Origin of the sequence: Cryobacterium sp. 10C3, assembly GCF_034314285.1 — a bacterium.
In the GTDB taxonomy this organism is placed as follows: domain Bacteria; phylum Actinomycetota; class Actinomycetes; order Actinomycetales; family Microbacteriaceae; genus Cryobacterium; species Cryobacterium glucosi.
On record NZ_JAVIWF010000002.1, the window covers coordinates 924,494 to 946,019 of the forward strand.

Below are 21,526 nucleotides of genomic sequence, written 5' to 3' on the forward strand. Positions count from 1 at the left end.
TCGTGAAGAGATGACTAGCCTCCCCGAAAAGCTCGCAGAAATCTCCCGCTCCGCCGGCGTGCGGTCGGCATACGGTGACCCCGTCCTCGTCGACGGGATCACGATCGTTCCCGTTGCGCTCGTGTACTACGGTTTCGGCGGCGGCGAAGGTGAATCGACCGAGGGATCCGGTACGGGTGGCTTCGGCAGCCCCGGACACGGCGCCGGCGGCGGTGGTGGCGGAGTCTCCATCCCGGTGGGCGCCTACGTGAAGTCCCAGGGCACCGTTCGCTTCGAACCGAACGTCATCTCGCTGCTCGCCGTCGGCATCCCCTTCGTCTGGGTCGTCGGCAAGACGCTCAGTCACGTGATCCGGGCACTCAAGAAGTAGCCCCTACTCGAAGGCGTCCGGGACCCCGTCGTCGTCCGCGTCCGCCTTCTCCTTGAGGTCGATCTCCCGGTAGTGCCGGTTGCGGCTGCGCAGCACGACGGCGGCGAGGAGAGCCGCGAGCAGGGACGCCGTGAGGATGGCGACCTTGGCGTGGTCGTCCTCGATCGTGCCGTGCCCGAAGCCGAGCTCGCTGATCAGCAACGACACCGTGAAGCCCACCCCGGCGAGCATCGCGACGCCGATCACGTCGACCCAGGCGAGGTCGGGGTCGAGCGATGCCTTCGTCGTGCGGGTCACGAGCCAGGTGGCGCCGAGGATGCCGACCGGCTTGCCGAGGACGAGCGCGACGATGATCCCGATCGCGACGGGGTCGCTCAGCGCTGCCGCGAGACCGGCGGGCCCGCCGATCGCGACACCCGCGGAGAAGAAGGCGAAAACCGGGACGGCGAATCCCGCCGACAACGGCCGGATCCGGTGCTCGAGGGTCTGGGCGAGCCCCGCTCCCGCGTCTGGTCCGCCACCACGACGACTGCGGAGCACGGGCACCGCGAAACCGAGCAGCACGCCGGCAACGGTGGCGTGGATGCCGGACGCATGAACCAGAACCCAGGTCAGCACGCCGAGCGGCACGAGAACGAGCCACGCCAGCCACGGTTGCGTCCCGAAATGGTACGAGTATCGGCGCGCGAGGAATGCGAACACGGCGAGCGGCACCACGGCGGCCGCAAGCAGGAGCGGCTGGAGGTTGCTCGTGTAGAAGAACGCGATGATCGTGATCGCCAGCAGGTCGTCGACGACGGCGAGGGTCAGCAGGAACACCCGGAGGGCGCTCGGCAGGTGTGAGCCGATCACGGCGAGCACGGCGACGGCGAAGGCGATGTCCGTCGCGGTCGGTACGGCCCAGCCGCGCAGCGCCTCCGCGCCACCGCCGAGGTTCACGAGCGTGAAGAAGAACGCGGGGGTCAGCACGCCACCGACGGCCGCGGCAACGGGAACGACAGCGCGGTCGAGGGTGCGCAGGTCCCCGGCGACGAATTCGCGTTTGAGCTCCAGGCCGGCGAGGAAGAAGAAGATCGCGAGCAGCCCGTCGGCCGCCCAGGCCCCGACGCTGAGCTGGAGGTGCCAGGGCTCGTAACCGAACTGGAAGTCGCGTACGGCGAAGTAGAGGCCGGAGGCCGGCGAGTTCGCGAGGACCAGGGCGATGACGGTCGCTACGAGGAGGAGTGCCCCGCCGACCGTCTCACGACGGAGGATCTGACTGATCCGCACGTATTCCGGATAGCTGCTGCGCCGGAAGACCGCGCCGATTCCCCGAGGATTGCGAGGGGAGGGGGCGCTTCCTGGTGGAGTCATCGGCGGATTCGTGGGTGGGGTCATGGGTGGATCCTCTGGTTTCGGGCTCGATGAGCGGACGCCGACCAGACTTCCCGGCACACCTGCTTTCACTGTACACGGGGCCCTCGCCGCGCCCCTGCCCGCGGCGGGAAGCCGGTGCGGTCTATACTCGGAATCGAACACGGGAGTCCGGTCAACCGGGCTGAGAGGAAGCTTCCTAAGCTTCGACCGTCAAACCTGATCTGGATCATGCCAGCGCAGGGAGGCAGAAACACTCATACCCGTGCCCTCAATTGCCATTGAAAGGGCGCGACATCATGCATTCAACAACCACCACACCCGCAGCCCGGGTTCGCAACTACCGCTGGCGGGTCGTCGACATCGTCGTCGCCAGCGTGATCGGCGTCGCGAGCGGCGTCATCTTCTGGGCGTGGGGCCTGGCCTGGACGCCGCTCAGCACCGTCCTGGCTTTCACGCCCGGCCTCGAGGGCCTCCTCGCCGGCGGCTGGCTCTTCGCAGCCGTGCTCGGCGGACTCGTCGTGCGGAAGCCCGGCGCCGCCGTCTACACCGAGGTCGTCGCAGCCGTCGTCTCGATGCTCATCGGCACCCAGTGGGGTTTCTCGACCCTGATCTGGGGCGTCGTCGAGGGCCTCGGCGCGGAGATCGTCTTCGCCCTGTTCCTCTACTCGAGCTGGAAGCTCGGCACCGCACTCCTCGCCGGCGCCGGCGCCGGCGTTGCGGTCGGAATCCTCGACGTGCTGAACAGCTACGCAGCCGTCGACGACGCGATCAAGGTGACCTACTTCGTCTCTGCCGTGATCTCCGGCGTGCTCCTCGGCGGGCTTGTCTCCTGGCTCGTCCTGCGCGGCCTCGTGCGCTCAGGAGCCCTGAGCCGCTTCGCCGCAGGCCGGGACAGTTCGGGCCGGGCGGCCCAGCGAGCCACCGCGTAGCGGATGCCCCTGGATCCCGATTCCGTACGCCCGGTCGCGGGCGCGCATGTGCGCGCCCGCGGCTGGGGCTGGCGGCACGCCGGACGGGGCGCGCCTGCGGTCTCCGGACTCGACCTCGACATCCGCCCCGGCGAACGGGTGCTCTTGCTCGGCGCGAGCGGCGCGGGCAAGAGCACTCTCGTGCACGCGCTCGCCGGAGTACTCGGATCTGAGGATGAGGGCGATGAGACCGGCGAACTTCTCGTCGACGGGCGGCGTCCTGCGGATGCCCGCGGCCGGGTCGGTCTCGTGCTGCAGGACCCGGATTCCCAGGTCGTGCTCGCGAGGGTCGGCGACGACGTCGCCTTCGGCTGCGAGAATCTCGCCGTGCCGCGCGACGAGATCTGGCGCAGGGTCGGTGCCGCCCTCGACTCGGTCGGCCTGCGGCTCCCGCTCGACCACCCGACCTCCGCGCTCAGCGGCGGCCAGAAACAACGCCTCGCACTGGCGGGCGTCCTCGCGATGCGGCCGGGCCTGCTCCTGCTCGACGAGCCGACTGCGAACCTCGACCCGGAGGGTGTCATCGAGGTGCGCGACGCCGTGCGCCGCACCCTCGACGCCTCCGGGGCGACCCTGATCGTGATCGAACACCGGGTTGCGGTGTGGCAGGACCTCGTCGATCGGGTCATCGTGCTCGATGCCGCCGGTGGAATCCTTGCCGACGGGCCGACCGGCACCGTGCTGCAGTCCGAGGGCGAACGGCTCGCAGCGGCAGGGGTCTGGGTGCCGCACCTCCCGCCGCGGCTTCCCGGCCGGCTGCCGAGCCGGCTACCTGCCGACCTCGGACTCCAGGCCGGGGAGCCCAGACTCCCGACCTCCTGTTGAGCGCGAGCGGCCTCGCCGTCGGGCGGGTGCCGTTCGCCCGACGCACCGCACGGGTCGTCGCTGGCGGGATCGACCTCACCATCGGGGCGGGAACGGCGACCGCGATCACGGGCCCGAACGGCGCGGGTAAATCGACCCTCGCGCTCACCCTGGCCGGCCTGCTCGCCCCGGCGGGCGGCCGTCTCGCTGCGAGTCCCGGCCTCGCGGGCGGCCTCGGCACCGAACCGGTCCGCTGGCGTTCCCGCGCCCTGCTGACCCGGATCGGTACGGTCTTCCAGGACCCGGAACACCAGTTCCTCTCCGGCTCCGTGCGCGCTGAACTCGCCGTCGGCCCGCATGCCCTCGGCCTCGCCCCCGCGGAACAGGTCCGCCGGGTCGACGAGCTCCTCGAGAGGCTGCGGCTCGACCACCTGGCCGAAGCGAACCCCTTCACTCTTTCCGGCGGGGAGAAACGCCGGCTCTCGGTCGCGACTGTGCTCGCGAGCCGCCCGCGGGTGCTTGTGCTCGACGAGCCCACCTTCGGGCAGGACTCCCGGACCTGGCGGGAGCTCGTCGCCCTCCTCGTCGAGGTGCAGAGCGCGGGCACAGCCCTTGTCTTCGTCACCCACGACGAGCTCCTCGTCGACACGATCGCCGACTCCGAATACCGGCTCGCGGGTGGCAGGGCCGGGTCGGCGGCCGGCTCAGCGGCGGGGGCGCGCCGATGAGCCTCCTCACGCCGAGCATCCGCCCGAGCGCGGTCGCCCGGCTCAACCCCATCTCCAAGCTCGGTGCCGCGATCGTCGTGAGCCTCGCGCTGCTGCTCTCGATCGACTGGGTCTCGGCACTGGTCGCCCTCGCCCTCGAGGGCGTGCTGCTGTACTGGTGCGGGCTGAGCGCGCGGCAATTCTGGCTGCGCACGTCGACGCTGTGGATCGCAGCGCCCTTCGCGGGCCTGACGACGGTGCTGTATGGCCGCGACTCCGGAGCGGTGCTCCTGACAATCGGTTTCGTGACGGTGACGGACGGCTCGGTCCAGCTCGGCCTGGCCATCGCGCTCCGGGTACTCGCGATCGGCCTGCCGGGAATCGTCCTCCTGGCCACGACGGACCCCACCGACCTCGCCGACGGGCTCGCGCAGGTGCTGCGCCTGCCGGCCCGGTTCGTGCTCGGCGGACTCGCCGGCCTGCGTCTCGTCGGCATGTTCATCGAAGACTGGCGCTTCCTCAGCCTCGCCAGGCGCGCACGGGGTGTCGGCGACGGCGGCGGACCGATCGGGGCCCTCCGCCGCTTCTTCGGGCCGGCCTTCGCCCTGCTCGTCATCTCGGTACGCCGCGGGAGCAAGCTCGCAACGGCCATGGAGGCCCGCGGCTTCGGGACGGCGCCGCGCACCTGGGCCCGCGCATCGGCGATCGGGGCAGGGGACGCCGTGATGCTCGGCCTCGGCCTCGGCATCGCCGGCATCGCGATCGCGGTCGCGGTCTGGGCGGGGACGTGGCATTTTGTCCTCTCCTGACCAGGTGCTGCTCGCCCCGGTGCTGGCGGCGATCGCGGCGTTCCAGAGGGCGGATGCCGGGCCCATCGTGATCCTGATCGACGGGCCGAGCGGTGCGGGCAAGAGCACCCTCGCCGACCGCATCCTCGACGCCTGGCCGTCGACCGCCGGGCCGACGAGAGTGCGGCCCGCACTCATCCGTCTCGACGACATCTATCCAGGCTGGAACGGACTGGCCGCCGCGAGCGCACACCTGACCGAACACGTGCTGCGCCCGTTCCGGGCCGGACTGCCCGGCGCCTGGCGCCGCTATGACTGGGGAGCGGACGCGCCTGCGGAATGGCATCCGGTCGACCCGGCCCTTCCGCTCCTCGTCGAGGGCTGCGGCACGCTCGCAGCGGCCAATGCCGGCCTGAGCGACGTACGGATCTGGCTCACTGCCGACGACGAGGAACGCAAGCAGCGGGCCCTCGCGCGGGACGGTGAGGCATTCCGGTCGCACTGGGACCAGTGGCAGGCAGAATGGCAGGGATTCCTCGTGCGGGAGGAACCCGGACGATGGGCGACGATCGAACTCGACGGGACCCCCGGCCTCCGTGGAGATCGGGGAGATCGGGGAAATCGGACTAGCGTTAGGTCATGACTAGTCCAGCTCCCGAAGAAGTGTTCTACACCGCCGAATTCATCGATGGCCCCCTCGAGGGACAGGTCGATTCCCGAGTCCTCGTGCGGGGCGCGCATGACAGCCGGATCAGCATGGTCTCGCTCGTCGAGGGCATCGAGACCCTGTTCTGGTACGACGAGGTCGACGAACGCGACGTGCAGGGCCGGATCCATGTGCGCTACCGCTTCGACGCGACGGACAGCGACCCGTACGTGCCGGAAGACCAGCCGGAGTAGCCGCTACTGCTCCAGGAGTGCCGAGATCATCGGCACCGGGTTGAGCAGGCGCCAGCCGGGTCCGGGGGCGCTGATCGTCGTATCGAGCACGAGGGGTGAGGTCACGGCCTCCCCGCTCGCATCCACGGTGACCCGGCCGACCGTCGTACCGGAGCGGCCGGTCGCGAACGCGTCCAGGTCAAGCGTGGGTGCTCCTACCGGAGCGGCCTGCCAGCCGAAGCGGGTCTTGGCCGTCTTCACGACGCCAGAGGCCGTCGCGTCCCAGGGAGCGTCGAAACGCACGTACGCCGCGCCCTCCGCGAGGATCGGGAGGTCGGTGACTCCGGCCTGTGCACTGGCCATGAGCGCCTTCAGGTCGGCCGTCAGCGTGTCGTAGTCCGGCTCGCCGATCACGGCACCGGCGAAGGTGAAGGCCGCCGGCGCGGTTCCCACGCTTGCGGTGAACAGGAAACAGACGCCGCCGGCGTCCGTGTAGCTGCGGGAGAGGCCGGTGATGCCCTCCTCCGGCAGGTAGGCGGTCGTGTTGTCGACTCCGCGCTGGCCGACGAGGGCGGATGCCGGGCTCGCGAGGATCTGACTGATCACCGGGTTGGTCGCAGCGAGGCCCGCGAGCCGCGCCAGGTCCGTTCCGGTCCCGACGCTCGCATCCGCGAGGCCCGTGGCGTCCGCGACGTGGATGCCGGCCAGGCCCTCCTTCGTGAGCCAGGCGTTGGCGGCCGTGACGTAGGCGTCGAGGGAGCCGAAGGCCCACCGGGCGAGGGTATCCGCGTGGTTGTTGCTCGAACCGAGGATCATCGCCTGCAGGAGTTCCTGCTGCGTCCAGGTTTCGCCGGGGAAGACGATGACCGTGCGCGCACCGTTGGCCACGTAGTCGAGGTAGTCCTGGTAGTCGGCCGGCGTGATCGGCACCCCGGGCCCTGCGGCGCCGGCGTCGAGGGGCTTGGCCGAGAGCACGACCAGGGCGGCGACGATCTTCGCCGCGGCGGCCATCGGCAGCGGGGTTGTGCTGCCCGCTGCGGCGATCGGGGTGGTCGCGACCGTCGTCGCGGTCGTTGCCGCGCCGGCGGCCGGCGGCACGAGGCTCACGACGGCGCTCGTGCCCGCGGCAGGGAGCACCGGGGGAGTGGCGGCTGTCGCGGCGGCCGGTGCCGACACCACGGTCGCCTTCACCATCGGGAGCGGCCCGAGGAGCGTCGCGGGCCCGTAGACGCCGATGACAAGGATCGCCAGGGCACCGACCGTGATACCCAGGGCGCGGCCGGGCCGGAATTTACTCATGAGTCGAGGCTAACAAGTGCGGGTCATCCCCAGCCGAGCTCGTGCAGCCTGTCGTCATCGATCCCGTAGAAATGGCCGATTTCGTGCACGAGGGTGATGTGCACCTGATCGCGGAGCTCATCGAGGGAGTCGACGATCGCGAGCAGGGACTCCCGGTACAGGATGATGCGGTCCGGCATCTCGCCGAAACCGTACTGGTCGCGGTGCGTCAGGGCGACGCCGTCGTAGAGGCCGAGCGTGTCGAGGGAGCCGTCCTCCGGACGATCCTCGACCACGAAGATGACGTTCTCGAGCCCGTCGACCATGTCGTCGGGCAGGAGATCCAGCTCGTCGACGACGACCTTCTCGAATTCCTCGTGACTGAATTCATCGGGGCTGAGCTGCGGCATCCGTTCAGCATCTCACAGTGTTGATTTCACACAGTGTTGATCGTGAGGTGCTGAACGGATGCCTGCTCTACTTGGGGTGACTGACGGGGCTTGAACCCGCGACCTTCCGGACCACAACCGGACGCTCTACCAACTGAGCTACAACCACCATGTGCTGCGCTTTTCCCGAAGGAGCAGCGGCAACTCAAGAATTCTATTACACGTTTGGAGTGAATGCTGACACGGCTTCTGCCGCGCTCGCTTTTGCCTCGTCGCTCGTGGGTCCGGGGTCGGCCACGAACACGGTCTGGCGGTAGTACGCGAGTTCGCGAATCGACTCGAGGATGTCTGCGAGTGCGCGGTGCCCGCCGTCCTTCACCGGGGCGTTGAAGTACACCCGCGGGTACCAGCGACGGGCGAGTTCCTTGATGGAGGAGACATCGACGTTACGGTAGTGCAGCTGGTTGTCGAGGCGCGGCATGTACTTCGCGAGGAACGAGCGGTCCGTTCCGATCGAGTTTCCGGCGAGCGGCGCCTTCTGCTCCGCGGGAATGAACCTGAGAACGTACTCGAGGACCTCGAATTCGGCTTCCGCGGCGCTGACCCCGTTCGGGATCTCCTCGATGAGGCCGGAGGTCGTGTGCATATTGCGCACGAAGTCGTTCATATTCGCGAGCGCGGAGGCGTTCGGCTTGATGATGATGTCGAGGCCCGGGTCGATCACGTTGAGGTCGTAGTCGGTGATGACCACGGCAATCTCCACCAATTCATCGTTTTCCAGGTCTAACCCGGTCATCTCGCAATCAATCCAGACCAACCGGTCACTGCTTTTTGTCATGGTCCGAGTCTAGCGGCGGGGTCCGACGCGGTCCCCGGCCCGCCAGCGAGCCCGGGCCGGGCCTGGCCGGCGGATGCCCGGGGCGGCGGGGTCTGGGTCTGCGGTATCGTTGAAGCGCTCCGCGCCCCCGTAGCTCAGTGGATAGAGCAGCGGCCTTCTAATCCGCTTGTCGTTGGTTCGATTCCAACCGGGGGCACCACACCACACCACGCACGGCATTTCCGCGCAGCGGATGCCACGACACCCATTCATCGGATCCGGAGCAGGCTTCCGGCGCCCAGCGGGTACTCTCCCGGCCGGGGTCCCGTGGCCTCGACCAGGATCGGCCCGCTTGACGCCCCGCGGTCCGTGGTGGGAAACCAGGGACGGCCGGGTGAGACGAGGATCAGCAGGCCGTCGGTGTCTCCGACCGGTGCGAAGCTGCGGCCGGGCTCACCGGCGTACGGCCGGACATCCGCTTCGGTCTTCAGGAATTCGGCCGTCGCAAGCACGTCGTCCGTCGCGACGCCGACCTCGCTGATGCAGAGCAGGTCGGCGCTCGTGAATGCGCCGCGGGTGTTGTTGTCGAGGTCGCGACGGACGATGAACTCGAGGACCGAGCGGTCCGGCCCGGTGAAGTAGAGCGAGCGGGCGTTCCAGGCTGCGAACTCGAACTCGTCGGCATCGGGAGTGCCGATCAGGGCGGATCGGGGCTCGAGCCACTGCCGGGCTGCTGCGAACGTGTTCGAGGGGATCGTGACGGCCAGGTGGTGCCGGCCGACGGCGTCCTGGTCCTCAGAGAGTTCGAGCAGGGTCGTCCCGATGCGCACCTCAATCGTGGTCGGTTCCCTGGCGACCGTCCTGTCGACCGTGAGGAGGAGGACGTTCTCGAAGAATTCCGCTGCTTCGCTCGTGTCCCGAATGCGCGCGGACACCTTCGTGATCTGCATGGCTCCAGTCAAGACCTCCGCGTGGATGAAACAAAGCCCGCCGGACACACCCCGCTGAACAAACGCCGCTGAACAAAGCACCTCTCGCCGGGCGGCCGGGCCGGCCGTTTTGATAGATTCGATGCATGGGAGAACTTCAGGCGCGCATCATCGCCGAACTGCATGTGTCACCGACAATTGATCCGGCTACCGAGATTCGACGACGGGTGGACTTTCTCAAGGAGTACCTGGTGGGCTCGGGTGCGAAGGGGCTGATCCTCGGCGTCAGCGGTGGACAGGACTCCTCCCTCGCCGGGCGACTGGCCCAGATCGCAATCGAGGAGCTCGACGACGCCGGACAGGAATTTGAGTTCGTCGCCGTACGGTTGCCGTATGCCGTGCAGCACGATGACGCCGATGGCGAACTCGCGCTCGACTTCATCCAGCCGCACACCGCGCTCACCTTCAACGTGCAGCGCGCGGTCGACGGCATCGCGGCCGAATACGAGGACAGCACCGGCGAGACGCTGCCCGACTTCGACAAGGGCAACACCAAGGCCAGGGAGCGGATGGTCGCCCAGTACGCCATCGCCGGGGCGCGCGGACTCCTCGTGATCGGCACCGATCACGCCGCAGAGGCCGTCACGGGCTTCTTCACCAAGTACGGGGACGGCGGCGCGGACGTGCTGCCGCTCACCGGCCTGACCAAGCGCCAGGGCAGGGCGCTCCTCATCGAACTCGGGGCGCCGAAGCACCTCTACCTCAAGGCGCCGACGGCCGACCTGCTCGACGGCAATCCTGGCCAGACCGATGAGGACAACCTCGGCCTGCGCTACGAGCAGATCGACGACTACCTCGAGGGCCTCCCCGTCGACGAGGAGGTCGCTGCGGCGATCGAGGCACGGTTCCTGAACACGGAGCACAAGCGCCAGGTTCCGGCATCCCTCTTCGACCAGTGGTGGCGCTGAGCCCCGTGGCACCTGCAGTACGTCCCGCCGGACGCCGTTAAGCACGAATCGCCCGGAGCATCGAATGCTCCGGGCGATCTGCGGTACTGCCTGACCTGAGCTACTGCCTGACTACGGCTGCCTGACTACGGGTGGTTGATCGGTGCCGGACGCACCTCGAGGGCCTGGACATCGTCGAGGAGGCGCTGGGTCTCCGTCGACGGCGTGGACTGGCTCGCCGCGTGCACACTCGGCGTGGGCGGTGCGGGGACGGGCGCTGCCGGAAGGGCCTCGTTGAACTGGTCGTGGTGCTGCTGGGCTGCCCACGCATCCTGCTGGGCGAGAAGGCTGGATTCCGAGGTGGAGTTCTGCGTCTTCCACCGGTCGAGGTCGCTCTGGAACACCTTGCGGGTACGGCGGGGCTTGTCCTGCCACTCGATCAGTCGATCGCGGAATTCCAGCAGGGCGGGCTCGAGCTGGTAGCCGAATGTCGCCGAGGTGCGCTTGAGCTCGTTGAGCTGGTGCGAGGCCCAGTTGGCCGCGACGCCTGCGCCGGGAATCGGAAGCAGGCGAACCTGGATGTCGGCCTGGCCGACGGCACGGTCCGCCATGACCTGTTCCTGCGGGGTGAGCGAATTCCAGACGGATGCCTCGGTTGCGGCATCGATGAGGGCGCCGATGGCCGCAGCCTTGAGTTCCCTGTCGTGCTGGACGAGGAGCTGCTTGATGGCGCCGCGCCCGATCAGGGCCGTGAGAACGCCGGCGATCAGGATCGCGACAATGAACACTACGGCTGTGTTCACCACGGTCTGGTTGCTGGCTGCCGTGAGCCAGGATACGAAACTATTCCACCACGTCATGTGCGGCACTTTATCCTGAGCGCGGCGGGTTGGACGGCTTTGCCGACGGCGTGCCTCAATGTGGTCGGATATCTCACCGTGGCCACGGCGGGCTAGCGGAAGCAATCCGCGGCATCCGCCAGCTGCCAGAAGGTGCCCAGATCGAGGGTGCGGGTGGCCGGGAGCAGCCGCCGGGCCGCGAAGGACTCTCCGCGGTCGTCGAGCTTGCGTTCGATGTGGCCGAGGACGGCGCCCGAACGGCCGGTGACCCGCCAGAGACCGTCTTTCACCGGGACGAGGGCGAGGCCGCGAACGGACGCGACCTCGGGGAGAGCGGCTCGAAGCGGGGCCAGGAACGGGGTGTCGGTCATGGGGTCCTCCGGTGCCGGGTGGCGGGGTCTCGGGTAGCTGGTGCTGTGCTCAGCACGCTACGGGGGACCCCCGACATTCGACCGGCTGCCCGGTCGGCACCGGTAAACGAGGATGTCAGGAGCGCTAAGGCAGCTGGATGGCGCCGGTGACTCCGGGACCGGCCAGGTCCAGGTCAACGGGCCGGTTGGCCCGTGCCGTCTGCGCCACCACGATTCCAGCGAGGACGAGCAGTGCGCCGAACGCCTGGACGCCGTCGAGTGTTTCCCCGAGCCAGAGGAATGCGAACGCGAACGCGAAGATGACCTCAGACGCGGACACGATGCCCGCAGCCGTCGCGGTCAGGCGGGCGAGGGCCATATACGAGAGCAGGTACGGGGCGAAGGAGCCGAGCACCCCGTTCCAGAGCAGGAGTGTCCAGAGCGGAGCTGCCACGGTCGCGAGGTTGCCGTGCAGGTGCACGGTTTCCGTGAGGAGTGCGGGGTCGATCTGCCACCATCCGCTGAACAGCAGCCAGAACGCGCTCGCGAACAGCATCGACCAGAACGCGACGGCGAGGGGCGAGGAGGTCGCGACCTGGCGCTCACCGACGAGGAAGTAGATCGCGAGGCAGATCGCCGCCGCGACGCCGGCGATGACCCCGAGCGTCGACAGCGGGCTCGCCCAGATCTGCGCGACGATGGCCATGCCCACGAGGACGCCCCCGATCGCCCACCAGATTCGTGGCTTGACGCGCTCCTTGAACGCGAAACGCGCCACGAGGGCGATCAGGAGCACCCCGGAGTACTCGAGCATGAGCGCTATCCCGACGGGGAGCAGACTGACCGCGACGGCGTAGAACCACTGGATGAGTGCGACCCCGGCGACGCCGAGCAGCGCCATGACGGCGAGCTGGCTCCTGTCGATGCGGAATGCCCGCCGGTTCGTCACGAGCAGGACGGCGCCCGCGAGCGCCATGATCACCGTGACCCTGACGAAGGTCAGCTGCGCGGGGGACAGCCCCGCCTCAACGATGACCTTCGTCGTCGAGCCGTTGAGCCCGAAGAGCAGGGACGCGAGGAGCGCGTACAGATACCCCAATCAGGAGTCCCGGCCGGTGCCGTGCACCGCGAACGGTTCGATGCCGGTGATCTCGGCCTCGCTGAGAGCCGGCGCGTCGAGGGCGGCGACGGTCTGTTCGAGCTGGTGAACGCTGCTTGCCCCGACGAGCACGCTCGTCACCTGCGGCTGACGCAGGATCCACGTCACCGCCAGCTGGGCCAGGGTCTGGCCCCGGCCGAGCGCGATCTCGTTGAGGGCCCTTGCCCGCTCGAAATAGGTGTCCGTCAGGGCGTTCTCCGAAAGGAAACGGCTCGTCGCCGCGCGAGAGCCCTCCGGGACACTCCCGCCGAGGTAGCGGTCGGTGAGGAGACCCTGGGCGAGGGGGAGAAGACGATGCTGCCGATGCCGAGCTCGTCGAGCACGGGGAAGAGGCCGTCCTCGATGTGCCGGTCGAACATGGAATACCGCGGCTGGTGGATGAGGAGCGGGATCCTGTGCTCGGCGAGTGCGGCGGCAGCGGCCCTGGTCTCCTCAGGGGAGTAGTTGGACACGCCGACGTAGAGCGCCTTGCCCTGCTGGACGGCGGTCGCGAGGGCGCCCATCGTCTCCTCGATCGGGGTCTCCGGGTCTGGACGGTGCGAGTAGAAGATGTCCACGTAGTCGAGGCCGAGGCGCCCGAGGCTCTGGTCGAGGGACGACAGCAGGTACTTGCGCGAACCGAAGTCGCCGTATGGGCCCGCCCACATGTCGTACCCGGCTTTGCTCGACACGATGATCTCGTCGCGGTACGGCCTGAAGTCCTCCGCGAAGACCCGGCCGAAGTTGGTTTCGGCAGCTCCATACGGCGGGCCGTAGTTGTTGGCGAGGTCGAAGTGGGTGACGCCGAGGTCGAAGGCCCTGCGGAGGATGGCCCGCTGGGTGTCGATGGGGCGTTCGTTTCCGAAGTTGTGCCAGAGGCCGAGCGACAGGGAAGGGAGCTTGAGGCCGCTCCGTCCGGTCCGGCGATAGGTCATGTCCGAATAGCGGTTCTCAGCGGCGACAAAGCTCATGGAATCACTCTAGGGCCGGAGGGGAGGGTCCCCTCCTCAACAGGCATCCGTTCCGTGGCGTCTTCCCCGCACAGGGATGCCGCGGACCGTCCTCCCGCACGCGGCGGCACACTCGGAGGTGACCCGGGGGCGTCGGAGACAGGCACGAGCGTCGCCCCCGGGCCGACGCCGGGCGAGCGTCCGGCGACGACCAGGACGGGAGACCCATGAGCAACAGCATTACCGTGACCGGAATCGTGGCGACGACGCCGCGCCACCTCGTGACGAGCGCAGGCCTCGCGATCACCTCCTTCAGGCTGGCCTCCGGGCAGCGCCGGTACGACCGGACCCTGCACAGCTGGGTCGACGCCGACACGAACTGGTACACCGTGACCGCATTCCGTCACCTTGCGCACAACGTCGTGCGTTCGGTGCGGAAGGGCGAGCATGTCCTCGTCGCCGGGCAGCTTCGGGTGCGGGCGTGGCAGAACGCCGAACGATCCGGCACCTCCGTCGAGGTCGAGGCCGAGGCGGTCGGCCACGACCTGTCCTGGTGCACGACGAACTACCTGCGCCCGGTCACGGACGCGGCCGCGGTCCGGGGCTCCCGACTGCGCCGGATCCGGCCGGCGCGTCGGGCGCTTCCTCCGGCGAGACAGTCCCGCCCGCCGGTGTCACGACCGTCGTCACTGGCGAGTCGGCCGTGCGGTCGGTTTAGACTCGATGGCACTGGCCGCACCGCGGCCTCGGGAGGACACACGTGCCGGCAGTACACAGGACGACAATCCGGCCCGTGGTCGCCGTCGTCATCGCCGGCCTTGTTGTCGCAGCCCTGGCCGGCTGCTCCGCAAGCACCGCTGAACCCACGCCCGTCGCGGCCACACCGACAAGCGTTCCGGTTGCCACCGCCACGGCGGCGCCGGCACCGGCCGTGCGGCCCGAACTCGGCGCCCAGGCGAACCTCGCATACTTCAACCAGGTCGCTGCGGCCGTTGATCCCGCGACGGGCGGTCGCGGCTTCGTGGACGCTCTCGTCGCCGCCGGATTCGACAAGGCGATGATGGAGGTCGGGTTCGACAAGACGAGCGTCAATCTCGACGCCGACTCCGTGCAATTCTCGGTCCGCTTCCCGGACGGCTGCCTGATCGGACAGAACGGGTCGAAGTCCGGCGGGTACCACAGCATGGTCACGTCCGCGATCTCGACCGGCCGGTGTCTGATCGGGGCCACGCGGCAAATAGACTGGTAAGCACTATGGCCGAATTTATTTATACGATGGTCCGCGCACGCAAGGCGGTAGGCGACAAGCTCATCCTCGACGACGTCACGATGTCGTTCTTCCCCGGCGCCAAAATTGGCATCGTCGGGCCGAACGGCGCCGGAAAGTCCACGATCCTCAAGATCATGGCCGGGCTCGACACCCCGAGCAACGGCGAGGCGAAACTCTCGCCCGGCTACAGCGTCGGCATCCTGATGCAGGAGCCGGAACTCGACGAGACCAAGACGGTCCTCGAGAACGTGCAGGAAGGCGTCGGCCCGATCAAGGCCAAGGTCGACCGGTTCAACGAGATCAGCGCCGCCCTCGGCGAACCCGACGCGGACTTCGACACCCTCCTCGCCGAAATGGGCACACTCCAGGAAGCCATCGACGCCGCCGACGCCTGGGACCTCGACTCCCAGCTCGAACAGGCGATGGATGCCCTCCGCACGCCGCCGGGAGACTCTGCCGTCGCCGACCTCTCCGGTGGTGAGAAGCGCCGCGTTGCGCTGACGAAGCTCCTGCTGCAGAAGCCGGACCTGCTCCTCCTCGACGAGCCCACCAACCACCTCGACGCCGAAAGCGTGCTCTGGCTCGAGCAGCACCTCGCCCAGTACGCCGGCGCCGTGCTCGCCGTCACCCACGACCGGTACTTCCTCGACCACGTCGCCGAATGGATCGCCGAAGTCGACCGTGGCCACCTCTACCCCTACGAGGGCAACTACTCGACCTACCTTGAGAAGAAGCAGGAACGGCTCATGATCGCGGGCAAGAAGGACGCGAAGATGGCCAAGCGTCTCGCCGATGAACTCGAGTGGGTCCGCTCGAACGCCAAGGGACGCCAGGCCAAGTCCAAGGCACGTCTCGCCCGCTACGAGGAGATGGCCGCCGCGGCCGAGAGCACCCGCAAGCTCGACTTCGAAGAGATCCAGATCCCGGTCGGCCCGCGTCTCGGTGCCCAGGTCATCGACGCGAAGAAGCTGCACAAGGGCTTCGGCGACCGCGTGCTCATCGACGGGCTCAGCTTCACCCTCCCGCGGAACGGCATCGTCGGCATCATCGGGCCGAACGGCGTGGGAAAGACGACCCTGTTCAAGACGATCGTCGGCAAGGAGCCGCTCGACGGCGGCGAGCTGAAGATCGGCGAGACCGTCGACATCTCCTACGTCGACCAGGACCGCACCGGAATCGACCCGAACAAGTCCCTCTGGGAGGTCGTCTCCGACGGCCAGGACTACATCCAGGTCGGCAAGACCGAGATCCCGTCCCGCGCCTACGTGTCGACCTTCGGATTCAAGGGACCCGACCAGCAGAAGAAGGCCGGCGTGCTCTCCGGTGGAGAGCGCAACCGCCTCAACCTCGCGCTCACACTCAAGCAGGGCGGAAACCTGCTGCTCCTGGATGAGCCGACTAACGACCTCGACGTCGAAACCCTCGGCTCCCTCGAGAACGCGCTCCTCGAGTTTCCCGGTTGCGCCGTGGTCATCACTCACGACCGGTGGTTCCTCGACCGGATCGCGACCCACATCCTCTCCTACGAGGGCACGGATGAGAACCCGGCGAGCTGGTACTGGTTCGAGGGAAACTTCGAGTCCTACGAGCAGAACAAGATCGAGAGGCTCGGCCCCGACGCCGCGAAGCCGCACCGGTCCGCGTACCGCAAGCTCACGCGCGACTAGGCCGGGAACGGGCCAGCGAGATGAAGCTGCACGTGCCGATCAGCCTGCGCTGGTCAGACCTCGATGCATACGGCCACGTCAACAACGCCTCGATGCTGCGCCTCCTCGAGGAGGCGCGCATCCAGGCGTTCTGGCTCGACGACGAGGTTGAGCCGGGCTCGGGGGCCGGGACCGCCGTTCTCGACGGCCGGCCGGGCGCGGCAACGCTGACCGTGATCGCGCGCCTCGAAGCCGAGTACCTGTTGTCGATCCCGTACCTGCGGCAGCCGGTGGACATCCGTCTCTGGCTCGGCAAGGTCGGCGGGGCGAGCCTCGAGGTGTGTTACGAGGTGTGGGGGCCGGTGGAGGCCGAGTCGGCGGTGCTGTACGCGCAGGCCAGCACCACGATCGTGCTCATCGATGCGGCAACCCAGCGCCCGCGCAAGATCACCGACGAGGAGCGTGCGGCGTGGCTGCCCTACCTCGAAGACCCGGTGCGATTCACCCGCAGGGCTGCCCTTCCGGAAGACTGAACTCCATACGTTCAGCTTGCGGTGACGGAGTCTCCCGAAACCGAGACGGTGATGCCGATCAGTGGCTTCGGGGCGGGGCCCGCGAGAACGGCGCCCGTTGCCGTGTCGAACTTCGAACCGTGGCACGGGCAGTCGAAGGACGTGTCGACGAGCTTCACGATGCAGCCCTGGTGCGTGCACACGGCGCTGAAGGCCACGACCTTGCCTGCGGTTGGCTGGCTGACGAAGATGGCCTTGCCATTCAGGGCGGTCTCGATCGAGCCGCCGACCGGGATGTCGGAGAGCTTGGCGACCACGGTCCCGCCCGCAGACGATGTTGCGGCCCCGGTCGAACCTCCGGCCGATCCGGCGCCGGTGCCGCCCGTCGTGGTCGGGGCGCAGGCGGCCAGGGTCACGGCGGCGGTGCCTGCGGTGCCGATCAGCAGTGCGGTGCGGCGGGAGACCGCGGTGTCGTTCGTCATGATTCTCCTCGTGATGGTGGTCGTGGCGGTCGGTGACGGCGAATGGGCTGCTCCCCGTTCGCAAGCTGGCGCTACTCGTTAGGGTGCTACTAGTTACTACGAAACTGCCCGGTCAACGGTTCAAAGCCCATCACGGAAAATCGACGGACTTCGACAAAACCCGGCGGAAACTGAACGAACGGCGCAGCGAGCCCGTGTTAACGATAGGAGGTGTGCCGTGGCGGAGAAACCCGGACGCGGGGAGCGGCCCGTCGACGCGCGTGCCGACCTGCTGCGCGCCCTGCATGATGCGCACGCCGTGGCGCTCCGTCGGTACGTGACCCGGCTGACCGGGGATTCCGCCCTGGCCGATGACGTCGTGCAGGAGACCCTGTTGCGCGCCTGGCGACTGCCCCGGGTGCTCGACGATGCTGACTCGGCACGCGCCTGGCTCTTCACCGTCGCCCGCCACCTCGTCATCGACGAATGGCGTTCCGCCAGGAACCGCCACGAAATCAGCACAGACGAACTCCCCGAGCGTCTGACGAACGACGCGACGGCAGCGCTCCTCGACGCGTGGCTCGTGGCGGATGCCCTCGACGGCCTCTCCGCAGACCACCGGGCCGTGGTCGTCTTCGCCTACTACCGCGGACAGTCGGTCGCCGAGACCGCGCGCTCCCTCGACATCCCGGAGGGCACTGTGAAGTCGCGCCTGCACTACGCCCTGCGTGCCATGCGCCTGAGTCTCACCGAGAAGGGAGTGACCGAGCGATGACCACGACAGGATCCGGTGCATCAGACACCGGGCGCGTACCCCGGTCAGGGCGTGACCCGTACGCCGAGTGGGACGCCGCCTACGTGCTCGGCGCGCTCGCGACCGAAGAACGCCACGACTACGAACGCCACCTGCGCACGTGCGCGGACTGCACCCGTCGGGTTGCCGAGATCGCCGGGATCCCCGGTCTTCTCGGCCTCGTGCCGACCGCCGAGGTGTTGGAGACCGCGGCGTCACCGGGCGTCCTCCCTCGCAGCGACGGCCTGCCGCGGCTGCTCGATGCTGCGCGGCGGCGCAGGCGGCGCGGGCGGATACTGCAGGCCGGGCTCCTGCTCGCCGTGGCGGCCGTCGCTGCGACGGTCGCGATCGTGCTGCCGGCCCGGCTCGCCCCGGCGTCGATCGCGGAACCTCCCGGGGAGCTCGTCACACTGCACCAGGTGGTCCCGAACCCGCTGAGCGCGGATGTCCGCCTGGCGGCTCAGCCCGGCGGCACCCGCATAGACGGCTCGTGCAGCTATGGCCTGCCCGAATCCGGCACCGAATCCGGCACCGGCACCGGCGCCGCGGCCGAGCGGGCGTACGCGATGTTCGTCACGGACCGGAACGGGGAGGCGACGCAGGTCGCGAGCTGGCTCGCGGGTCCCGGCATGACGGTCCCCGTCGCGGGAACCACGAAACTGGACACCGACGAGATCGCGTCCGTCGACATCCGTTTGCAGCCCAACGGCATCGTGCTGCTCGCGGCCGAGCCCGGGGTGGAGCAGGCGCAGTAGTCCCGCGCAGTGATCCCGGGCCGGCTGCTATTCCTTGTTCGCGGGAACCCGGACCATGCCCTCCTGGGCAACGGTCGCGAGCAGGAGACCCTCACGGCTGTAGATGCTGCCGGTGGAGAGTCCTCGGCCGCCCTGGGCGGTGGGGGAGTCCTGGACGTAGAGCATCCACTCGTCGACGCGCCCGAAGCGGTGGAACCACATCAGCGTGGTCGAGGCTCGCGACCTTGAGCCCCGGCGTCGACCACGCGATGCCGTGGCGGCGCATGACCGGCTCCATGATCGAGTAATCGCTCGCGTATGCGAGGGCGGCACGGTGCAGGTCGGGGTCGTCGGGAAGCGCGCCGAGGGTCTTCATCCACACGGCCTGGTGACTGGTGTGCTCGCCCTTGACCTGAAGGTAGATCGGCGAAGGCACGTGCCGCATGTCGAACGGGCGCTCGCTCGCCCAGTAGCGGGCGATGGTGTGGTCGACCTGGGAGAGGGACTCCGCTGCGGTCGGCAGCGACTCGGGGTCCGGCAACCCGGCCGGCATGTCGATGTGGTGTTCGAGGCCCTCGTCATCGTCCTGGAACGACGCGATCATCGAGAGGATCGGGTGGCCGTTCTGGTACGCCTGGGTGCGCCGGGTGGAGAAGGAACGGCCGTCGTGGATCCGGTCGACGGAGAACGTGATCGGCTGGCTGACGTCCCCCGGACGGAGGAAGTAGCCGTGCATCGAGTGCGGGTGGCGGTCGTCAGGCACCGTGCGCATCGCCGCGACGAGGGACTGGGCGAGAACCTGCCCGCCGAACACGCGGCCGAGGGGCATCCACTGCGACGGGCCGGTGAAGATGTCCTCGCTCGTGCGCGCCCCTGTGTCGGTCAGGTCGAGGGCGTTCAAGAGACCTTCCATCGGCATGTCCATGCGTCCTCCTCGGCAGTGTGTGCGAAGTCGGTATGAGCCTCGCCGTACCTTGGTAGTTTAGGAGCAGATGAGCCAGTCATTTATTCTCACGGATTCCTTTGCCCTCAGCGATCTGCAGGTCTACCTGTCGCGCGCCAGCCGTATCGAGGACGGTTCGGTGCGCCTGATTTCGGCCGCCGGCGCGCTCGCGGTGTACTCCGCGATCCTCTACCCGCGCGGCCTCCTCGACGGGAGCCCGACCGTGCTCGGCCTGCGCACCTTCGGCCTCGACGAACCCGTCGAACTCGACGCCGTCGTGCCGGTGCGTTCCCTGCTCGATCGGGTCGCCCGCCTCGCCGCCGCGGGAAGCGACCCGGAGGCGCCGGTCGCGGTGACCGTGCCGCTCGAGGTCACTACCGTGACCTGGGCCGGTATCTCCCCGCCCCGGGGTGGCTGGAAACTCCTCGGCGAGACGGATGCCGCGCTCCTGACGGGCGCTGCGGCCGCCGGTATCGACGAGGTCGCCTCCACCGTGCCGCGGGACTCGGGCGCGCAGGTCGTGCAGCGGGTCCGTGCAGAGGTCTGGGGTCGCCCGATCGCGGGACTCGAGATCGTTCCGGCCGGGGCGGCGTTCGCGGCGGTGAGTCTCGGCTTCCTGCCCAAGGACGAACCGGTGCGGCTCTTCGAGACCGGGCCCTGGACCCGGCTCAGCACGAGCCGCGGCCACATCCTCGTGCGTCGCAAGCCCTGGTCGTTGCGCGCCTGACCCGTGCCCGGGAATTCCGGTTGTCCCTCCCGGATCGCGGACTACGATGAACGCGATGACGGAACGAACCAGGGTTGAGGTCGGGCGCCGCGAGGACCTCGGTGCCGACTGCGCCAGTTGCTTCGGACTCTGCTGCGTCGCCCTGGCGTTCACCAGGTCCGCCGACTTCCCGTTCGACAAGCCGGCCGGCGATCCCTGCGAGAACCTCGACGAACGCGACGCGTGCCGCGTGCACGCGGAGTTGCGTCCCCGGGGATTCACCGGCTGCACCGTGTTCGACTGTTTCGGTGCCGGCCAGAAAGTCTCGCAGCAGACCTTCGCCGGCCGGTCCTGGCGGGACGATCCCGGGACTAGGGACGCCATGTTCGCCATCTTCCCGATCGTTCGGCGGCTGCACGAACTCCTCTGGTACCTCGAGCAGGCGATCAGCCTTGTCGGGGACACGGGTGATCCGGCTCCGCTGATGTCGCGCTTCGATCGCGTCAGCGCGCTCAGCCGGGAGCAGCCGGATCGGCTCGCGAGCCTCGACGTCGACGCGGAGTACGACGCGGCCCGGTCGCTGCTCCTCCAGGCGAGCGAGGACGCGCGCAGGGGAATCCTCGGCGAAACCCGGGATCGAGGAGTTCGGCGCCGGCTCGGACCGGGGAGAGACCTGGCGGCCGCGGCACTCACCGGTGCGGACCTTCGTGGACTGAGCCTGCGCGGCTCCCTCCTGATCGGAGCGGATCTCAGCGGAGCCCGGCTGTCGTACTGCGACCTCCTCGGCGTCGACCTTCGCAACGCGAACTTGGCCGGAGCGGACCTCGCAGGCGCGATCTACCTGACCCAGATGCAGGTCAGCAGCGCCAGAGGCGACCAGCTCACCGTCCTGCCCCGGGGATTCGTGCGCCCAGCGCACTGGAGCGCGGGCGAGCAGAACCGCCCGTGAGAC

At 68.7% G+C, this 21,526-nt stretch carries 22 protein-coding genes, 2 tRNA genes, 4 pseudogenes and 1 riboswitch; of the genes and pseudogenes, 16 read left to right on the forward strand and 12 right to left on the reverse strand.

Annotation, left to right across the window (positions count from 1 at the left end; all coding sequences use genetic code 11):
• Positions 1 to 10 precede the first annotated feature (10 nt).
• Positions 11 to 370 carry a spore germination protein GerW family protein gene (locus RGU41_RS04975; protein WP_322135712.1) on the forward strand — a complete coding sequence of 120 codons (360 nt, stop codon included), beginning with the start codon at positions 11 to 13 and terminating at the stop codon, positions 368 to 370.
• Between the two features lie 3 nt (positions 371 to 373).
• Here the strand turns inward: RGU41_RS04975 and nhaA are convergent, their stop codons facing one another.
• Complete coding sequence (nhaA, locus tag RGU41_RS04980) at positions 374 to 1,747, reverse strand: Na+/H+ antiporter NhaA (protein WP_416172944.1); 1,374 nt, start codon at positions 1,745 to 1,747, stop codon at positions 374 to 376.
• A 129-nt stretch (positions 1,748 to 1,876) separates the two neighbouring features.
• Positions 1,877 to 1,986: riboswitch (TPP riboswitch) on the forward strand.
• A 36-nt stretch (positions 1,987 to 2,022) separates the two neighbouring features.
• On the opposite strand from nhaA, the gene RGU41_RS04985 reads away from it, so the two are divergent.
• The 5 genes and pseudogenes from RGU41_RS04985 (at position 2,023) to RGU41_RS05005 (ending at position 5,893) form a co-directional block, all read left to right on the forward strand.
• On the forward strand, positions 2,023 to 2,655 hold the full coding sequence (locus RGU41_RS04985) for an ECF transporter S component (protein ID WP_322135713.1): 633 nt from the start codon (positions 2,023 to 2,025) through the stop codon (positions 2,653 to 2,655).
• Between the two features lie 3 nt (positions 2,656 to 2,658).
• Positions 2,659 to 4,226 (forward strand): annotated as a pseudogene (locus tag RGU41_RS04990) (ABC transporter ATP-binding protein).
• Positions 4,223 to 5,014, forward strand: a complete 792-nt coding sequence (locus tag RGU41_RS04995; protein ID WP_134561231.1) for an energy-coupling factor transporter transmembrane component T family protein — start codon at positions 4,223 to 4,225, stop codon at positions 5,012 to 5,014. The pseudogene RGU41_RS04990 and the gene RGU41_RS04995 overlap by 4 nt, the downstream one beginning before the upstream one ends.
• Positions 5,015 to 5,018: 4 nt before the next feature.
• Positions 5,019 to 5,636, forward strand: a complete 618-nt coding sequence (locus RGU41_RS05000; RefSeq protein ID WP_322135714.1) for an ATP-binding protein — start codon at positions 5,019 to 5,021, stop codon at positions 5,634 to 5,636.
• Positions 5,633 to 5,893, forward strand: a complete 261-nt coding sequence (locus RGU41_RS05005) for a hypothetical protein (protein WP_134447692.1) — start codon at positions 5,633 to 5,635, stop codon at positions 5,891 to 5,893. The genes RGU41_RS05000 and RGU41_RS05005 overlap by 4 nt, the downstream gene beginning before the upstream one ends.
• 3 nt (positions 5,894 to 5,896) lie before the next feature.
• Here RGU41_RS05005 and RGU41_RS05010 read toward each other — a convergent pair whose 3' ends face one another.
• From RGU41_RS05010 to orn, 4 genes are all read right to left on the reverse strand, one after another.
• A complete protein-coding gene (locus RGU41_RS05010) occupies positions 5,897 to 7,171 on the reverse strand; it encodes a hypothetical protein (protein ID WP_322135715.1) in 1,275 nt (424 codons plus the stop codon).
• 23 nt (positions 7,172 to 7,194) lie between these two features.
• On the reverse strand, positions 7,195 to 7,560 hold the full coding sequence (locus RGU41_RS05015; protein ID WP_134559944.1) for a metallopeptidase family protein: 366 nt from the start codon (positions 7,558 to 7,560) through the stop codon (positions 7,195 to 7,197).
• 72 nt (positions 7,561 to 7,632) lie between these two features.
• Positions 7,633 to 7,708, reverse strand: a tRNA-His gene (locus tag RGU41_RS05020).
• A 48-nt stretch (positions 7,709 to 7,756) separates the two neighbouring features.
• The gene (gene orn, locus RGU41_RS05025; RefSeq protein ID WP_134447698.1) at positions 7,757 to 8,377 is read right to left on the reverse strand and encodes an oligoribonuclease; all 621 of its coding nucleotides are present in this window, start codon (positions 8,375 to 8,377) and stop codon (positions 7,757 to 7,759) included.
• Between the two features lie 123 nt (positions 8,378 to 8,500).
• Between orn and RGU41_RS05030 the strand changes: the two genes are divergently transcribed.
• Positions 8,501 to 8,576: transfer RNA gene (locus RGU41_RS05030), tRNA-Arg, on the forward strand.
• 49 nt (positions 8,577 to 8,625) lie between these two features.
• On the opposite strand, the gene RGU41_RS05035 is transcribed toward RGU41_RS05030, so the two are convergent.
• The gene (locus tag RGU41_RS05035) at positions 8,626 to 9,306 is read right to left on the reverse strand and encodes a VOC family protein (RefSeq protein WP_134447813.1); all 681 of its coding nucleotides are present in this window, start codon (positions 9,304 to 9,306) and stop codon (positions 8,626 to 8,628) included.
• A 125-nt stretch (positions 9,307 to 9,431) separates the two neighbouring features.
• Between RGU41_RS05035 and nadE the strand changes: the two genes are divergently transcribed.
• Entirely contained in the window at positions 9,432 to 10,253 is an 822-nt protein-coding gene (gene nadE / locus RGU41_RS05040) for an ammonia-dependent NAD(+) synthetase (RefSeq protein ID WP_134447815.1), read from the forward strand.
• A 125-nt stretch (positions 10,254 to 10,378) separates the two neighbouring features.
• Here nadE and RGU41_RS05045 read toward each other — a convergent pair whose 3' ends face one another.
• From RGU41_RS05045 to RGU41_RS05060, 4 genes and pseudogenes are all read right to left on the reverse strand, one after another.
• Complete coding sequence (locus tag RGU41_RS05045; RefSeq protein WP_134559940.1) at positions 10,379 to 11,092, reverse strand: hypothetical protein; 714 nt, start codon at positions 11,090 to 11,092, stop codon at positions 10,379 to 10,381.
• Positions 11,093 to 11,184: 92 nt separating this feature from the next.
• On the reverse strand, positions 11,185 to 11,442 hold the full coding sequence (locus RGU41_RS05050) for a hypothetical protein (RefSeq protein WP_134447819.1): 258 nt from the start codon (positions 11,440 to 11,442) through the stop codon (positions 11,185 to 11,187).
• Positions 11,443 to 11,566: 124 nt separating this feature from the next.
• Positions 11,567 to 12,520: a DMT family transporter gene (locus RGU41_RS05055; protein WP_322135716.1), complete on the reverse strand. Its 954-nt coding sequence runs from the start codon at positions 12,518 to 12,520 to the stop codon at positions 11,567 to 11,569.
• Positions 12,521 to 13,530 (reverse strand): annotated as a pseudogene (locus RGU41_RS05060) (aldo/keto reductase).
• A 206-nt stretch (positions 13,531 to 13,736) separates the two neighbouring features.
• Here RGU41_RS05060 and RGU41_RS05065 point away from each other — a divergent pair.
• From RGU41_RS05065 to RGU41_RS05080, 4 genes and pseudogenes are all read left to right on the forward strand, one after another.
• Positions 13,737 to 14,033: pseudogene (locus RGU41_RS05065) on the forward strand (single-stranded DNA-binding protein); the annotation flags it as partial.
• 269 nt (positions 14,034 to 14,302) lie between these two features.
• Positions 14,303 to 14,758 (forward strand): DUF6993 domain-containing protein, encoded by a 456-nt coding sequence (locus RGU41_RS05070; RefSeq protein WP_241975440.1) that lies wholly within the window; start codon positions 14,303 to 14,305, stop codon positions 14,756 to 14,758.
• A gap of 5 nt (positions 14,759 to 14,763) precedes the next feature.
• Positions 14,764 to 16,446, forward strand: a complete 1,683-nt coding sequence (gene ettA, locus RGU41_RS05075; RefSeq protein ID WP_134447826.1) for an energy-dependent translational throttle protein EttA — start codon at positions 14,764 to 14,766, stop codon at positions 16,444 to 16,446.
• A gap of 20 nt (positions 16,447 to 16,466) precedes the next feature.
• A complete protein-coding gene (locus tag RGU41_RS05080; protein ID WP_134447828.1) occupies positions 16,467 to 16,958 on the forward strand; it encodes an acyl-CoA thioesterase in 492 nt (163 codons plus the stop codon).
• Between the two features lie 11 nt (positions 16,959 to 16,969).
• Here the strand turns inward: RGU41_RS05080 and RGU41_RS05085 are convergent, their stop codons facing one another.
• Positions 16,970 to 17,419, reverse strand: a complete 450-nt coding sequence (locus RGU41_RS05085) for a ubiquinol-cytochrome c reductase iron-sulfur subunit (protein WP_134447830.1) — start codon at positions 17,417 to 17,419, stop codon at positions 16,970 to 16,972.
• A 217-nt stretch (positions 17,420 to 17,636) separates the two neighbouring features.
• Between RGU41_RS05085 and RGU41_RS05090 the strand changes: the two genes are divergently transcribed.
• Entirely contained in the window at positions 17,637 to 18,173 is a 537-nt protein-coding gene (locus tag RGU41_RS05090; protein ID WP_134447832.1) for a sigma-70 family RNA polymerase sigma factor, read from the forward strand.
• Positions 18,170 to 18,946 carry a zf-HC2 domain-containing protein gene (locus tag RGU41_RS05095; protein ID WP_322135717.1) on the forward strand — a complete coding sequence of 259 codons (777 nt, stop codon included), beginning with the start codon at positions 18,170 to 18,172 and terminating at the stop codon, positions 18,944 to 18,946. Before RGU41_RS05090 ends, RGU41_RS05095 begins: the two co-directional genes overlap by 4 nt.
• A gap of 27 nt (positions 18,947 to 18,973) precedes the next feature.
• Here the strand turns inward: RGU41_RS05095 and RGU41_RS05100 are convergent.
• Positions 18,974 to 19,838, reverse strand: a pseudogene (locus tag RGU41_RS05100) (acyl-CoA thioesterase).
• Between the two features lie 79 nt (positions 19,839 to 19,917).
• Between RGU41_RS05100 and RGU41_RS05105 the strand changes: the two are divergent.
• A complete protein-coding gene (locus RGU41_RS05105) occupies positions 19,918 to 20,595 on the forward strand; it encodes a hypothetical protein (RefSeq protein ID WP_134447836.1) in 678 nt (225 codons plus the stop codon).
• 55 nt (positions 20,596 to 20,650) lie between these two features.
• Positions 20,651 to 21,523 (forward strand): pentapeptide repeat-containing protein, encoded by an 873-nt coding sequence (locus RGU41_RS05110; RefSeq protein ID WP_322135718.1) that lies wholly within the window; start codon positions 20,651 to 20,653, stop codon positions 21,521 to 21,523.
• Positions 21,524 to 21,526: the final 3 nt, after the last annotated feature.

Coding starts and splice junctions, on each gene's coding strand:
- RGU41_RS04975 (WP_322135712.1), top strand. CDS start 11: ATGACTAGCCTCCCCGAAAAGCTCGCAGAAATCTCCCGCTCCGCCGGC.
- nhaA (WP_416172944.1), bottom strand. CDS start 1,747: ATGACCCCACCCACGAATCCGCCGATGACTCCACCAGGAAGCGCCCCC.
- RGU41_RS04985 (WP_322135713.1), top strand. CDS start 2,023: ATGCATTCAACAACCACCACACCCGCAGCCCGGGTTCGCAACTACCGC.
- RGU41_RS04995 (WP_134561231.1), top strand. CDS start 4,223: ATGAGCCTCCTCACGCCGAGCATCCGCCCGAGCGCGGTCGCCCGGCTC.
- RGU41_RS05005 (WP_134447692.1), top strand. CDS start 5,633: ATGACTAGTCCAGCTCCCGAAGAAGTGTTCTACACCGCCGAATTCATC.
- RGU41_RS05010 (WP_322135715.1), bottom strand. CDS start 7,171: ATGAGTAAATTCCGGCCCGGCCGCGCCCTGGGTATCACGGTCGGTGCC.
- RGU41_RS05015 (WP_134559944.1), bottom strand. CDS start 7,560: ATGCCGCAGCTCAGCCCCGATGAATTCAGTCACGAGGAATTCGAGAAG.
- orn (WP_134447698.1), bottom strand. CDS start 8,377: ATGACAAAAAGCAGTGACCGGTTGGTCTGGATTGATTGCGAGATGACC.
- RGU41_RS05035 (WP_134447813.1), bottom strand. CDS start 9,306: ATGCAGATCACGAAGGTGTCCGCGCGCATTCGGGACACGAGCGAAGCA.
- nadE (WP_134447815.1), top strand. CDS start 9,432: ATGGGAGAACTTCAGGCGCGCATCATCGCCGAACTGCATGTGTCACCG.
- RGU41_RS05045 (WP_134559940.1), bottom strand. CDS start 11,092: ATGACGTGGTGGAATAGTTTCGTATCCTGGCTCACGGCAGCCAGCAAC.
- RGU41_RS05050 (WP_134447819.1), bottom strand. CDS start 11,442: ATGACCGACACCCCGTTCCTGGCCCCGCTTCGAGCCGCTCTCCCCGAG.
- ettA (WP_134447826.1), top strand. CDS start 14,764: ATGGCCGAATTTATTTATACGATGGTCCGCGCACGCAAGGCGGTAGGC.
- RGU41_RS05080 (WP_134447828.1), top strand. CDS start 16,467: ATGAAGCTGCACGTGCCGATCAGCCTGCGCTGGTCAGACCTCGATGCA.
- RGU41_RS05085 (WP_134447830.1), bottom strand. CDS start 17,419: ATGACGAACGACACCGCGGTCTCCCGCCGCACCGCACTGCTGATCGGC.
- RGU41_RS05095 (WP_322135717.1), top strand. CDS start 18,170: ATGACCACGACAGGATCCGGTGCATCAGACACCGGGCGCGTACCCCGG.
- RGU41_RS05105 (WP_134447836.1), top strand. CDS start 19,918: ATGAGCCAGTCATTTATTCTCACGGATTCCTTTGCCCTCAGCGATCTG.
- RGU41_RS05110 (WP_322135718.1), top strand. CDS start 20,651: ATGACGGAACGAACCAGGGTTGAGGTCGGGCGCCGCGAGGACCTCGGT.